This window comes from Stenotrophomonas sp. 86428_Sma, assembly GCF_056481585.1.
In genome coordinates this window covers 3532760-3546713 of the sequence record NZ_CM151156.1, presented here as the reverse complement: position 1 = coordinate 3546713, position 13954 = coordinate 3532760, and the positions used below count along the sequence as shown (strand labels likewise).

Sequence of the window (13954 nt, the reverse complement as noted above, 5' to 3'; positions counted from 1 at the left end):
AGCGCCCTCACCCATGTAAGCTCGGTCGCCGCTTGCTCGTGTGCGCAGTCCTGCGCACACGGCAAGACCGGGGTTGGGCGTCCTGCCCAACCCGCCCGAGGCATGCCTCGGGCCCATGCGGCTCACGCCCCCGCAACCGGACCCACCCCGGCTTCGACAGAATGCCGCGATCTGCCAGAACGGCGTCGTGCACCGCTTTGGTAGGTGTCGACCTTGGTCGACACAGTAGATCCACGCCATGCGTGGATGACTCATTCGATATCTGACAGATGTGTCGACCAAGGTCGACACCTACCAACAGCCGCGGAGATCTGTCAGAGGCGGGGCACTGTGGGTTTGCGGGGTGTGAGCCGCATGGATGCGGCGATCAAGGCTACATGGACGTACTTGCGCCGTCCCCGCAAACCCACAGTGCCCCGCCATCCCACGGAATGCACGCTGTTGCTTCGGCCGTTGCCGTTGCGTCTGCAGGTGCAGGGCGCAGCCCTGCCGAAAAACCTACTTTATCCGACGGCCCGAGCGGTCGATCCGGAACCGCTCTCCGCCTTCCATCGGAGTGTGGCCATCGGCATCCGGCGTACCACGACGGCAACCATTGCAGACCTCGGCCACGCCATCCTGGAACGGCCACCCGAAATCGAACGTGCCGGGCACCACCTGGCGGAACTTCAGATCGAAGTAGGCCACGCGGTTGCCGACGCGGGCGCGCAGCAGGCCTTCCTGTGGTGTTTCCGGACCGTTGTCCCAGGTCAGTACCGGCAGGCTGCGGCCCTTGCGGTTGACGTAGTGGAAGCCCTGGTCGGCGTACACCACGGCCAGGCCGTGGTCGTCGTAGTTCAGGTCCTTCAGCGTGTCGGCGCTGATCTTCGGCCGGTGATCGACCACCTCGCAGTTGGGCAGCGGCCACAACCCGTGTTCGTCGGTCAGCAGCTTGCAGGCCGGTGCCTGCGCCAGCGCGCTGGAACTGGCCAGCACACCGAACAAGGCCAGCGACCGTGCGAAACGGCCGCGGGCGGGGGCAGGGCGGGCCTGCCGCACGATCACTTGGCCTCGGCCTTGCGTTCGAAGGCCGTCGGTGCCGGCAGCTGTACCGGCACGCCCTTGTCGTCGCAGGTGCCGGCCTGGCACAGGCGCTCGCGCAGGGCCGGGGTGGCCTGCACGATCATGTGGTAGATCGCGTTCTGTTCCAGCGTGCCGCGGATCGCCTTGCTGCCCGGGCCGCGTGCCCAGATACCGACGTCTTCGCCGCCGTGCGACTCGGACTTCATCGGCACCAGTGCTTCCTGCATGTAGTCCGGATGCTCGGTGTCGACCTCGCGCAGGTTCGGGCGGCCGTTGGCCGGTTCGAAGCTGCTCGGGTTGTGCGGGTAACGCTTCGGACCGGCCGGCTGCTGGTTGCTGCTGCCGGTATGGCCCGGGCCATTGGCGTAGCTCAGGGTGGTGTACGGCTGGCCGGTGCCGTCCAGCGCGTAGTCCAGCTTGCCGGCGCCGTCTTCGCCGCCCTTGTCCTTCACCTTGCCCAGGATCGGGTTGCCGCGCGCCGGGTAGCCGACGAAGTTCAGGGTGTGCGAGTGGTCGGCGGTGACGATGATCAGGGTATCGTCGGCCGAGGTCAGTTCGTTGGCCACGCGCACCGCGTCGGACAGGGCCACGGTCTCGGTCAGCGCACGGTAGGCGTTGCCGCTGTGGTTGGCGTGGTCGATGCGCGCGCCTTCGATCATCAGCACGTAGCCTTCCTGGTGCTTGGCCAGATTCTTGATCGCGGCGGCAGTCAGTTCGGCCAGGCTCGGCTCACCGCCCGGATCCTGCGGGCGCTCGTACTCGTAGCGCATGTGGTCCGGCTCGAACAGGCCAAGGATAGCCGGCGCATTCGCGGCGGCGGCCAGCTGCTTGCTGTTCCACACGTAGGCACCCTGCGGATGCGCCTGCTGCCATTCCTGCACCAGGCTACGGCCGTCCAGGCGCTGGCCGACCTTGTCGTCGTATTCCGGATCGCGCTCTTCCACAGTGGTGAATTCACCGCGACCGCCGCCGAGGGCGACCAGCGGGCCGCGCCCATAGCGCGAGGTCGACAGCAGCTGCTGGGCGATGTCCTTGCAGCCGGCAGCCTTGGCGGCTTCAGTCAGGTCGGTATCGTTTTCCCAGTTGCGCTCGGGCGAGTGCGCATAGGTGGCGGCCGGGGTGGCATGGGTCAGGCGCGCGGTGGAGACCACGCCGGTGGCCAGGCCGGCGCTGTCGGCCAGCTGCAGCCAGGTCAGCAGGCCCTTGGACAGGCTGTCGGCGCAGTCGGTGCGGCTGCCGGCGCTGACGCCGATTGCGCCCATGTGGGTCTTCACGCCGGTGGTGATGGCGGTCATGGTGCCGGCCGAATCCGGGGTCTGCGAATCGGTGTTGTAGGTCTTGCTGAACGCCGTGGCCGGGAAGCGCTCCCAGGACAGCAGGTTCTCTTCACCCGAGCCGCCCTTCTGCTGGCCTTCGTAGATGCGCGAGGCGGCCACGGTGGTCAGGCTCATGCCGTCGCCGAGGAACAGAATGACGTTCTTGGCCTTACCGGACATCGCACCGTTGGCGGCGGCCTGGGCGGCGCCGCTGCGGTACCACCACTGCGGGGTCTCGCCGGCCGGGTGGGCAACGGGATCGACGGCGACCTTCAGGCCGGCCGGGGCGGACGCGGGGGTGGTGCTGGCGCAGGCGCCCAGCAGCAGGGTGGTGGCGCAGGCGGCCAACAGGGAGACGGAACGGCGCATGGACGCTGGGATCTCACAAACTGTAACGGGACGTTCATTATGCCCGCCCTCGCAAGGCACGCCGATGACACACTGATTTGCCGGCCGGGCGGTCGTTCTGCGGGCCGCCTTGGGCTATCGTGCCAGCATCCCTTCCTTCCCCTCTGGATTGCCTATGAAGCTGGTCTCTGCCTGGCTGCGGATTCCATTCTGGCAGCGCGTGGTCGGTGGCTTCGTGCTCGGCGCGCTGGCCGGCTGGGCGCTCGGCCCGGCCGCGGAAACGTGGTTCGGCCCGCTCGGCGAGCTGTACGTCACCCTGATCAAGATGATCGCCGTGCCGCTGGTGTTCTTCGCGGTCATCAACGCAATCTCGTCGCTGCACGGCCAGAAGTCGGTCGCCGCGCTCAGTGGCCGCACCTTCCTGTGGTTCGTGATCACCGCCGCGTTGGCGGTGTGCGTCGGCCTGGGCGTGGGTACCGTGCTGCAGCCCGGCGCCGGTGGCCTGCAGCTGTCGATGGCCAGCAACTACGTGCCGCGCGAAGTGCCCAGTGTGGTGCAGGTGCTGCTGGACGTGGTGCCGGCCAATGTCTTCTACGCGCTGTCCGGCATCGGCACCAAGGTCAATGCGGCCGGTGAAACCGTGCTGGCTGCCGGTCGCGGCTCGATCCTGCCAGTCATCTTCTTCGCCGGCCTGGTGGGCTTTGCGATCGTCAAGCTGGGCGAGAAGGTGACCGAGGCGCGCAAGCTGGTCGGGCAGATGAGCGACATCATGATCCAGGTGACCCGCTTCGTGCTGGAAGTCACCCCGATCGGCACCTTCGGCCTGATCGCCGGCCTGGTCGGCAGCTACGGCTTCGAGAAGCTGCTGCCGCTGGGCCACTTCGTGCTGGCGCTGTACGTGGCCTGCGCACTGCACATCGTGGTGGTCTACAGCGCACTGCTGCTGGCGCACGGCCTGAACCCGTTGAAGTTCTTCCGTGGCGCGGCGCCGGGCATGCAGGTCGCCTTCGTCAGCTCGTCCAGCTTCGCCGCGATGCCGGTGGCGTTGCGCTCGATCACCCACAACCTGGGCGTGAACAAGGACTACGGTTCGTTCGCGGTGCCGCTGGGCGCCAGCATCAAGATGGATGGCTGCGGCGCGATCTACCCGGCGCTGTGCGCGGTGTTCATCGCGCAGTACAGCGGTGTGCCGCTGACCCCGGAGCAGTACGTGGTGGTGCTGATCGCCTCGGTGCTGGGCAGCTTCGGTACCGCCGGCGTGCCGGGTACCGCGGTGATCATGGCCACGGTGGTGCTGAGCGCAGCCAACCTGCCGCTGGAGACCATCGGCTACCTGTATGCCATCGACCGCATCCTGGACATGATGCGCACGATGACGAATGTGACGGGCCAGATGCTGGTGCCGGTGATCGTGGCCAAGGAAACCGGGCTGCTCGACCAGGCGGTGTATGACAACCCGTCCAGCAATGTCGGCGTGGACGATCCGGACCCGACACCGCCACGCGCCTGAGGTTGCGTGGAGATGAAAGGCCCGCCCTGACCGGCGGGCTTTTTGTTTTGGAGCTGACTGACGCGGTGCCGATCAGGGTAGGTCCCTGGTAGATCCACGCCATGCGTGGATGGCCGCAGTGCCGACCAACGGTCGGCACCCACCAGAGGTCAGTAGGTCCACGCCATGCGTGGATGAAGGCGGTACCGACCAAGGTCGGCAGCTACCCACCATTACGGGCCCAACAAAAAAGCCGCTGCAGGGCAGCGGCTTTCTCGTGTCAGGCGGCGCGGTAGCGCCAACCGGTCAGATCAGAGATCGACCCGGCGGGCCTGCATGAACTTGTTGCCCCAGTAGCCGCTGAGCAGGGTGTCCACGCGGACGTCCTTGCCGGAGCTCGGTGCATGCAGGAAGCGGCCATCGCCAACATAGATGCCGACGTGGTCGACGCGGCCCTTGCGGCCGAAGAACACCAGGTCACCGGCAGCCAGTGCGGTGCGATCATTGATCAGTTCGGCGTTGTCGTCGTGTGCCATCTCGCGCGACACGCGCGGCAGCTCGATGCCCAGGGCCGAGCGGAACACGTAACCGACCAGGCCGCTGCAGTCGAAACCGCTGTCCGGGTTGCTGCCACCCCAACGGTACGGGGTGCCCAGCAGGGTCATCGCGCGGCGCAGCAGCGATTGCACCTTGCCGTTGTCGGCGGCGGTGCCGACAACGCTGCCATTGGCGGCGCTGCTGGTGTCGTAGTTGGCGAGCAGGCGGCTGAGATCACCGGCTACCACGGCCGAGCGGTCCATCAGCGGAATGGTGTCATTGGCGGCCAGGTGCGGCAGCAGGGCGGCCAGCGTGGCGCTGGCGGCGGCATCGACGCGGCTGCGCTGCGGAGCGGCAGCCTCGGCCTTGGCGGCCGGTCGGGCGGTGCTCTCGGCCACCGGGGCCGGGGTCACATCGGAACGGTTCGGAGCAGTCTGCGACCAGGCCGGAAGGCTGGTCAGACACAGTGCCAAGCCAAGCAACAGCGGGCGGGCACTACGTGAAGATACGGAAGTCTGGCCTTCGCTTTTCAGGTCGTCAGTCGTCACGCGTCGGTCACAGGAAAAAAACGATGGGGCATCATGCCCTGTAAAAGCGGCAATAAGTTAAAAATTCCGTTAGTAAATCGTTAGCTGCACGGTGATGTGCGTCACAATTTTGAACATATCGCCTGTTCATCTTAGCGAAGGACGCGTTTCGCCCCGGTGTAGTGGTCCTTCCAGTACGGACCGCTGAGCGAGTCCAGCCGGACCGTGCCACCGGTGCTCGGCGCGTGCACGAAGCGCCCTTCACCCACATAAATGCCGACATGGGTGACGCTGCCGCGGCTGCCGAAGAACACCAGGTCGCCGGTGGCCAGGCGCTGCGGGTCGATCTTCGGGCCCTGTACCGCCGCCAGGTCGCGCGAGGTGCGCGGCAGTTTCAGGTCCAGCATCTCGCGGTAGACGTAGGCCACCAGGCCGCTGCAGTCGAAGCCGGAGTCGGGGGTATTGCCGCCATAGCGATAGGGGGTGCCGACCAGGCTGATGGCTCGCATCAGCACCGAGTTGGCCGCCTCGGGATTGTCCGGCACGGTCTTCGGCCAGTTCGCGGTCGGCGGGGGCGGGTCGGGTCGGGTGGCCTTGCCGCCGCCGCAGGCGGTCATCAGCACGGGCAGGGCCAGCAGCAGGGCCGGGGCGAGGAGCCGGCGCAGGCCGGACGAAACTGGCGTGATGTGCATGATCTCCGGATAATGCGCCACCTTAGGATTGGCCGTCATGATGGCGGCGTCCCCGCCGGGCGACAACCCGCCCCAACCCGCCTGCCTCCGGCAGATCCAGACAGAGTTGCGCATGAAGATCGAAAAAGACCGCGTTGTCCGCTTCCACTACACCGTTTCCGAAGTCGGCCAGGAGCCGATCGAATCGTCCAAGGACCGCGGCGAGCCGCTGGCGATCCTGATCGGCCACGGCAACATCATCCCGGGCCTGGAAAACGCCATGATGGACAAGGAAGCCGGCGCGACCTTCAGCGTCGACGTCAACGCTGCCGATGCCTACGGCGAGCGTCGTGAGGGCCTGTCCCAGCGCGTGCCGAAGAAGCACTTCGGCAACACCAAGCTGGCTCCGGGCCAGCAGGTCGTGCTGCAGACCAACTTCGGCCCGCGTGCGGTGACCGTGCAGAAGGTCGGCATGAGCGTCGTCGACGTCGACCTGAACCATCCGATGGCCGGCAAGGACCTGCACTTCGACGTGGAAATCGTCGATGTGCGCGAAGCCGGCAAGGAAGAAATCGACCACGGCCACGTCCACGGCGACGGCGGTCACCAGCACTGATCGCAGCGCGATCGTGATGGCAGCAACGGCCCGCTTCGGCGGGCCGTTGCGTTTGTGGAACACGGCGCGGCCATCCATGGCGCGCAGGCCGGCGGCATAATGGCGGACCTGCCCGACGGACGCCCTGTGAACGCCGCTTCTCCTTCCCTGCAGCCGGTGGCTTCCGGCGAACGCATCGCCGTGCTTGACGTGCTGCGCGGTGCTGCGCTGCTGGGCATCCTGCTGATGAACATCGAGGCCTTCAGCGGGCCGCTGGACCTGGCGTTCACCGGCATCGACGTGCATTGGCAGGGCATCGACTACTGGGCCGATGCCTTTGTCTACGTGTTCGTGCAGGGCAAGTTCTTCACCCTGTTCTCGTTGCTGTTCGGTGCCGGCTTCGCGGTGATGGCGCAGCGCGCTGAGGCCGCCGGGCGCGACTTCACCCCGTTCTACCTGCGCCGCAGCGCTGGCTTGCTGCTGATCGGTCTGTGCCATGCACTGCTGGTCTGGTCCGGCGACATTCTGGTGATGTATGCACTGATCTCGTTGCCGCTGCTGGCCTGCCGCGAGGCGCCACGCAGCTGGCTGCCGTGGATGGGGCTGATGGTCTACCTCGGCGGTGTGGCGATGATGCTGCTGGTCGGCGCGATGGTGTCGATGGCTTCGGCCGAAGATGTGCAAGGCATGCTTGCCGAGGCGCAGCGGAGCATTGAGCTGCAGCGGCAGGTGTACGGGCAGGGCAGCTGGGCGCAGGCCAATGTGCAGCGCCTGAGTGAGTTCGGTACGTCGATGGGGGCGCTGCTGATCACCGGCCCGGAAGTGCTGGGCATGTTCCTGATCGGCAGCTGGTTCGCCGGCAGTGGCGCGCTGGCGGCGCCGGAGCGCTTCCCGCGGCTGTACGCGTCGCTGCGCTGGGTCGCGTTGCCGCTGGGCCTGCTGGTCACGTTGATCGGCGTTGCCTGGAAACCCTACCTGGCACCGGGCGCCTACAACCTTCCGGTGACGGCGGCGATGGGCCTGGTGACCATAGGCGGCCTGCCGATGTGCCTGGGCTATCTGGCGTGGATCGTGCACTGGCGCACGCGGCTGGCCTGGCTGGCGCCGGTGGGGCGCATGGCGCTGACCCATTACCTGGCGCAGTCGCTGGTCTGCACGCTGCTTTTCTATCACTACGGACTGGGATGGTTCGAGGTGATGCCGCGCAGCGTGCAGCTGCTGTTCGCACTACTGCTGTTCGCTGTGCAGGTGGGCATTTCGCACGCGTGGTTGCGCCGCTTCCGTTTCGGGCCGATGGAATGGCTGTGGCGTGCGATGACCTACCGGCAGTGGCCGCCGATGCGGCGCGGGGCCGGGCAGGGCTGATCGATGCAGGGCGCGCGCGAGGATGTGATCGTGGTCGGCGCCGGTGCCATTGGACTGGCCGTCGCGCTCGCGCTGCGCGCACAGGGCCGGCAGGTACGCGTGATCGACCGTGGGCGTGTCGGCGGCGCGACCTCGCATGGCAACTGCGGCACCATCACCCCCAGCCACGCGCCGCCGCTGCCTGCGCCTGGCGTACCGTTGCGCGCGCTGCGCTGGATGCTCGATCCGCGTGCGCCGTTGTACGTGCGTACGCGGCTGGATCCGACGCTGTGGCGTTGGTTGCTGCAGTTCGGGGCGCGCTGCAATGCGCGCGACTGGCTGCAGGCCACGCGCGCCCGCGCTGCGCTGCTGAATGATTCCCGGCTGCGCCTGGCACAGTGGGTGCAGGTGCATGCGCTGGACTGCGAATTCGATACCCGCGGTCTGGACTACGTGTTTTGCGATGCCCGCAATTTCGATCACCACGCCGCTGAGTGTGAGGCACTGAACGCGCAGGGCATCGCCACGGCGCGCATCGATGGCGCCGACTATGCGCGCGACAATCCAGCTTTCCATGATCGCATTGCCGGCGCGATCCACTTCCCCGGCGATGCGCAGCTGCGTCCGGACCGCTACACCGCCGAACTGGCGCGCGTGCTGCGTGCACAGGGCGTGGTGATCGAGGAGCAGGCGGACATGCAGGATTTCAGTACCGACGCGCAGGGTGTGCGCGTGCACGTCGGCGAACGCACGCTGCACGCACGCGAGCTGGTACTGGCCACCGGACCGTGGTCGCCGCGCTGGGCACGGCAACTGGATCTGCGCGTGCCGATCCAGCCCGGCAAGGGCTATTCGCTGACCTGGTCGCGACCGGTGCAGGTGCCGCAGCGCCCGGTGGTGCTGAAGGACCATTCCGTGTTCGTGATTGCCTGGCGCGAGGCGTTGCGACTGGGCGGCACCATGGAATTCGCCGGTGCCGACCCGCAGCTGCGCACGGCCCGCCTGCAGGCCCTGCATCAGGCCGCCGACCACTACCTGCGTGCGCCACGCGGTGCGCAGCTGCAGGAGCAGTGGTGCGGGTGGCGCCCCATGAGCGTGGACGACGTGCCATTGATCGGCCGCGCGCCCGCACATCCTCACGTCTGGCTTGCAGCGGGGCATGGCATGCTCGGCATCAGCATGAGCGCCGGCACCGGCCAGCTGATCGCCGATCTCGTCTGCGGCCGCACGCCAGCGATCGATCCTGCCCCTTACCGACCCGAGCGATTCCGATGAGCACTGCACCCTATGATTACGACCTGATCGTCCTTGGCGGCGGCTCCGCCGGCCTGGCTGGTGCGATCCGTGCCGCGCAGCATGGCAAGCGCGTGGCAATGCTGGAGCCCGGTGAGCTGGGCGGGACCTGCGTCAATGTCGGCTGCGTGCCGAAGAAGGCGATGTGGCTGGCGGCCGACCTGCACGAGCGCATCGGCCTGGCCAGTGCGATGGGCTTCGATGTTCAGGCGCGCCCGGCGCTGTCGTGGAAGGAACTGGTGATCCATCGCCAGGCCTACATCAGCAACATCCACACCAGCTACCACAAACGCCTGGATGAGACCAGCGTGGTGCGCATTCCGGCGCGCGGCCATCTGCTCGATGCGCATACCGTGGCCTGCAGTGATGGCGTGCGTTACAGCGCCGAGCACATCCTGATCGCCACCGGCGCGCACCCGCTGCGTCCAGATATCCCCGGCGCGGAACTGGGCCTGGTCTCCGATGATTTCTTCGATCTGCGTGCGGCACCGGCCGAGGTGGCGATCATCGGTGGCGGTTACATCGCGGTGGAGCTGGCCGGCCTGCTGCAGGCACTGGGCAGCAAGGTGAGCCTGCTGGTGCGTGGCCAGCGGCTGCTGGATCGCTTCGATTACGAGCTGACTGATCAGCTGGCCGAGAACCTGAAGCAGCAGGGCGTGCGCATCCATTTCGGCTATCGCCTGCGCGAACTGCAGCGCGATGGCGAACGCGTACGTGCGTTCGGCCATGACGGCCCGCTCGACAGCGTGTTCGACGCGGTGTTCTTCGCCACCGGCCGCCGCGGCAACAGTCGTGATCTGGGCCTGGAAGCGCTCGGCATCGGCATTGGCGAACACCAGCAGGTGCAGGTGGACGAATGGCAGACCACCAGCGTGCCGAGCGTGCACGCGGTGGGTGATATCGCCGGCAAGGTTGGCCTGACTCCGGTGGCGGTGGCGGCGTCGCGGCGCCTGATGGATCGCCTGTTCGGTGGCCGCCCGCAGTCGAAGATGGATTACGAGAACGTGGCCAGCGTGGTGTTCTCGCACCCGCCGCTGGGTGCGGTGGGCATGAGCGAGGAAGAAGCGCGCGCGCGTTTCGACCAGGTGAGCGTTTACCACAGCCGTTTCCGACCGATGCTGCAGGCGCTGGCCAACGGTACCCAGCGCAGCCTGTTCAAGATGGTCTGCGCCGGCCCGGAAGAACGCGTGGTAGGTATCCACCTGCTGGGCGAAGCGGCCGACGAGATCCTGCAGGGTTTCGCGGTGGCGGTGAAGATGGGCGCGACCAAGGCCCAGTTCGATGACACCGTGGCGATCCACCCGACCTCGGCCGAGGAAGTGGTGCTGATGCGCTGACCTGCGGTTGCTGCAGAGCCGAGCCCATGCTCGGCCGTCGCTCTTTGTAGAGTCGAGATCCTATGTTCGTGGTCAAGCCTGCTGGAAGCAGGCTTGACCCACCTTCAGCATCGCCGGATCGAAGTCCCGGCCGCTTTTGAAGACACCCCAGGCGATCCTGGCCAGCTTTCTGGCCAGGATGTTGAAGACGGCGGTGCTGGGGTGACCGCGTTTTGACAGCTCGTCGTAGAGCGGTTGCCCCCGACGACACCGCTTGAGCCCCATGGCGGCCATGTAGAGCATCTGGCGCAGCACTGGCGCGCCCTGTTTGGACAGCCGACGCCGTCCCGTTCTTCCGCCAGACTCGTTAGGCCGGGGATCCAGGCCGGTGCAGGCGATCCACACGTTGGCGTTGGCCAACGGCCAGCGCGTCATGTAGTAAATCAGGTGAGCGGCGACGGCAGGGCCGACACCAGGGATGGTCAACAGGCGCTTGTAGAGCGTGCCATGCTCTCCATCGCGACCCAAGCGCTGCAGTTCGCTTTCCAGCTCGGACAGCGTCCCAGCCAGAGCGCAGAACAGATCTGACAGCTCCCCGGGGGCACTTTTGCTTACCCCGAAGGATTGCTCCAGGCGCGCGCGTGTCTTTACCAGCGTCTGCCGCTTGCGCAGCAAATCGTGCATCTGCTGCTGCTCGTCGGTACGCGGTACGTATTCACGCAGGCGATCGTTCTCCTTCTTCACGTACCGGGCGATCGCTTCGGCGTCCATGGCGTCCGTCTTGCCACGCGAGCCCGTCGCCCGGCCGTAGTGCTTGATCAGACGTGGATTGATCACATAGACAACGTGGCCTGCCTGGCCAGCCATCCGAGCCAACAACTCGTAGTACCGCCCCGTCGCCTCCATGCCAATCCGGCATCGCTGGGGCAAGGTGTTGAGCCACTGGGCTATGCCGGCCCGGGTGTTGGCGATCCTGTCGCCGGCCTTGCGGTCGGCCACTGCCGGTACGAACTCCTTGGAGTCCACGTCCACGCCAATATCGAGAGAATCAGACATTTGTACGGCTCCCAGCTATCTTTAAGGGGCTGGGGTGGTACCGCACCGACGTTAGCTTGCCTACATCGACGATCCCCTTTGGGGGCCGTACGATCCTTTATCGACGTTCGTGTGCGGGATGGGGATCGCTCGACTCGTCTGTCGGCTAGTATCCGCAGATGCATGCTTGACGGTCCCTCCACCCTGGCTCCTACATACCGCGTAGGAGCCGGGAGGAACATACAAGCCATGCTCGACTGCGGTGGAAAGACAGTCGAGCATGGCTCGACTCTACAAGGCGGGCACCGGACGCCCCCGTGCGACAATGGGCGCCCCCACGCTTTCCCGGGCCGCTCCGAGCGGCCCGCCGTCGTCCTGATGTCCAATCCCGCTTCCCGTATCGCCACCGCCTCCCCACGCATTGCGCTGGGGGGGATCGGCCTGGCCGCGATCGGCGCCATCGCTGCTTCCGGCAAGGCGATCATTGTCAAGCTCGGCCTGCGTCACGGCGTGGATGCCACCACGCTGCTTGCCCTGCGCATGCTGATGGCGCTGCCGCTGTTCGTACTGATGGCGCTGTGGGCCGCGCGCCGGGCCGAACCACTGTCCTGGGCCGACCGTGCCCGCGTGCTGTGGCTGGGTTTCACCGGCTACTACCTGTCCAGCCTGCTCGACTTCCAGGGCCTGCAGTACATCAGCGTGACGCTGGAACGGCTGATCCTGTACTTGAACCCGACCCTGGTGCTGCTGATCAACGTGCTGCTGGCGCGCCAGCGGCCGGGCCGATGGCAGATCGGCGCGCTGGTGCTGAGTTATCTGGGCGTGCTGCTGGCGTTCGGCCATGACCTGCAGCGCGAGGGTGGGCAGATCATCGTTGGCAGCCTGCTGGTGCTGGGCAGTGCGCTCAGCTATGCGCTGTACCTGTTCGGCAGCGGGCAGGTGGTCGCGCGTATCGGAGCGGTGCGGCTGACCGCTTACGCCAGCTGCGTGGCCAGCGTGCTGGTGCTGCTGCATTTCGCGGTGACCCATCCGCTGCCGTTGTTGTGGCAGGCGCCTGCGGCGGTGCAGTGGTTGTCGCTGGTCAATGCCACCGTGTGCACGGTGCTGCCAGTGCTGGCGATCATGCTGGCGGTGCAGCGCGTGGGTTCGTCGCTGGCCGCGCAGGTCGGTATGCTGGGCCCTGTTTCCACCATCGTGATGAGCCTATGGCTGCTCGACGAACCGATGGGGCCGGCGCAGATCGCCGGCACCGTGCTGGTGCTGATCGGCGTTCTGCTGGTAACCCGCCTGCGGCGCTGACGCCTGAGCAGGCGCGCGCGCGCATCCTGGCGGTGATCCGCGCGATCCCGGCGGGGCAGGTGATGGGCTATGGGCAGGTGGCGCTGCGCGCGGGCCTGCCCGGGCGTGCGCGCCTGACCGCGCGCATCCTGGGCCAGAACGACGACCCGGACCTGCCCTGGCATCGCGTGCTGCGCTCGGATGGGCGCATTGCCATGGAGGAAGGTTCGGCTGGTTGGCGCGAGCAGTCACAGCGGTTGCGCGCGGAGGGCGTGGTGGTGGAGAACGGCCGGGTGCGGATGACGGCGACTGATCCGGCGGCAGCACTGGATGCCGCTGTGTGGGGTCCGGGCTGAGCACCGCTGGCGACTGAACAGGCCGCGCCTGCCGGTCGCCAACAAGACACGGTGCTGCGGCTATGATGGAGGCCGTTCCATGCCGGTGCTCCCATGTTCCCGCGACTGCCAACCGTCACCAAGGCCCTGCTGATCGCCAACGCGATCCTGTTCCTGCTGCAGCAGCCGTTCCTGCTCGGCATGCAGACCTTCGAGCCGTTCATGCTGCAACCCCTTCAGCAGGGCTTCGACGCATTCTCGCCGGGCGGCAACTTCCAGCCCTGGCAGCTGCTGACCTACGGCTTCCTGCATGGCAGCTTCGGCCATCTGTTCTTCAACATGCTGGCGGTCTTCATGTTCGGCGCGCCGCTGGAGCAGACCTGGGGCGAGAAGCGCTTCCTGCTGTATTACCTGGTGTGCGTGGCCGGTGCCGGTGTCTGCCAGCTGCTGGTGGGTACGCTGCTGGAAAACCCGGCCACGGTGCTGGGTGCTTCCGGTGGCGTGTTCGGCCTGCTGCTGGCCTACGGCATGCTGTTCCCCAACCAGCGGGTGATGCTGCTGTTCCCGCCGATCCCGATGAAGGCGCGTACCTTCGTGATCCTGTTCGGTGTGGGCGAGCTGGTGCTGGGCATGACCGGCTGGCAGCCCGGCGTGGCCCACTTCGCGCACCTCGGTGGCATGCTGTTCGGCTGGTTGCTGATCCGCTACTGGCGCGGGCAGCCGCCGTTCAACAAGCGCCGCCCGCCTGGCCCGCCGAAGCGCCCCAACCATCTGCGCAGCGTGAAGTGAGGCGCGATGCGCCTCGCTT

13 protein-coding genes are annotated in these 13954 nt (G+C 66.9%); 8 read left to right on the top strand and 5 right to left on the bottom strand.

Annotated features, from left to right (window positions below; genetic code table 11):
- Positions 1-498: 498 nt before the first annotated feature.
- Both ACZK3J_RS16375 and ACZK3J_RS16370 read right to left on the bottom strand, forming a co-directional pair.
- Positions 499-1044, bottom strand: coding sequence for a WG repeat-containing protein (locus ACZK3J_RS16375; RefSeq protein ID WP_049460724.1), 546 nt, complete (start codon positions 1042-1044; stop codon positions 499-501).
- Positions 1041-2747, bottom strand: a complete 1707-nt coding sequence (locus tag ACZK3J_RS16370; protein WP_032128997.1) for an alkaline phosphatase — start codon at positions 2745-2747, stop codon at positions 1041-1043. Before ACZK3J_RS16370 ends, ACZK3J_RS16375 begins: the two co-directional genes overlap by 4 nt.
- 154 nt (positions 2748-2901) lie before the next feature.
- Here ACZK3J_RS16370 and ACZK3J_RS16365 point away from each other — a divergent pair, with 154 nt between their 5' ends.
- Positions 2902-4236 (top strand): dicarboxylate/amino acid:cation symporter, encoded by a 1335-nt coding sequence (locus ACZK3J_RS16365; protein WP_006381938.1) that lies wholly within the window; start codon positions 2902-2904, stop codon positions 4234-4236.
- Between the two features lie 290 nt (positions 4237-4526).
- Here ACZK3J_RS16365 and ACZK3J_RS16360 read toward each other — a convergent pair whose 3' ends face one another.
- Positions 4527-5300 carry a C40 family peptidase gene (locus ACZK3J_RS16360; protein WP_005414115.1) on the bottom strand — a complete coding sequence of 258 codons (774 nt, stop codon included), beginning with the start codon at positions 5298-5300 and terminating at the stop codon, positions 4527-4529.
- Between the two features lie 131 nt (positions 5301-5431).
- Positions 5432-6010, bottom strand: coding sequence for a C40 family peptidase (locus ACZK3J_RS16355; protein WP_180862759.1), 579 nt, complete (start codon positions 6008-6010; stop codon positions 5432-5434).
- A gap of 73 nt (positions 6011-6083) precedes the next feature.
- Here ACZK3J_RS16355 and ACZK3J_RS16350 point away from each other — a divergent pair, with 73 nt between their 5' ends.
- From ACZK3J_RS16350 to gorA, 4 genes are all read left to right on the top strand, one after another.
- Positions 6084-6566 carry an FKBP-type peptidyl-prolyl cis-trans isomerase gene (locus ACZK3J_RS16350; RefSeq protein WP_049398704.1) on the top strand — a complete coding sequence of 161 codons (483 nt, stop codon included), beginning with the start codon at positions 6084-6086 and terminating at the stop codon, positions 6564-6566.
- Positions 6567-6665: 99 nt separating this feature from the next.
- Positions 6666-7910, top strand: coding sequence for a DUF418 domain-containing protein (locus tag ACZK3J_RS16345; protein ID WP_049398730.1), 1245 nt, complete (start codon positions 6666-6668; stop codon positions 7908-7910).
- A 3-nt stretch (positions 7911-7913) separates the two neighbouring features.
- Positions 7914-9164: an NAD(P)/FAD-dependent oxidoreductase gene (locus ACZK3J_RS16340; protein ID WP_414578561.1), complete on the top strand. Its 1251-nt coding sequence runs from the start codon at positions 7914-7916 to the stop codon at positions 9162-9164.
- On the top strand, positions 9161-10519 hold the full coding sequence (gene gorA, locus ACZK3J_RS16335; RefSeq protein WP_478476073.1) for a glutathione-disulfide reductase: 1359 nt from the start codon (positions 9161-9163) through the stop codon (positions 10517-10519). Before ACZK3J_RS16340 ends, gorA begins: the two co-directional genes overlap by 4 nt.
- 72 nt (positions 10520-10591) lie before the next feature.
- Here the strand turns inward: gorA and ACZK3J_RS16330 are convergent, their stop codons facing one another.
- Positions 10592-11497, bottom strand: coding sequence for an IS110 family transposase (locus ACZK3J_RS16330; protein ID WP_478476072.1), 906 nt, complete (start codon positions 11495-11497; stop codon positions 10592-10594).
- A gap of 414 nt (positions 11498-11911) precedes the next feature.
- On the opposite strand from ACZK3J_RS16330, the gene ACZK3J_RS16325 reads away from it, so the two are divergent.
- From ACZK3J_RS16325 to ACZK3J_RS16315, 3 genes are all read left to right on the top strand, one after another.
- Positions 11912-12832: a DMT family transporter gene (locus ACZK3J_RS16325; protein ID WP_164080550.1), complete on the top strand. Its 921-nt coding sequence runs from the start codon at positions 11912-11914 to the stop codon at positions 12830-12832.
- Positions 12739-13167, top strand: a complete 429-nt coding sequence (locus ACZK3J_RS16320; protein ID WP_414578300.1) for an MGMT family protein — start codon at positions 12739-12741, stop codon at positions 13165-13167. The genes ACZK3J_RS16325 and ACZK3J_RS16320 overlap by 94 nt, the downstream gene beginning before the upstream one ends.
- Before the next feature lie 93 nt (positions 13168-13260).
- A complete protein-coding gene (locus tag ACZK3J_RS16315) occupies positions 13261-13935 on the top strand; it encodes a rhomboid family intramembrane serine protease (protein WP_005410509.1) in 675 nt (224 codons plus the stop codon).
- Positions 13936-13954 lie beyond the last annotated feature (19 nt).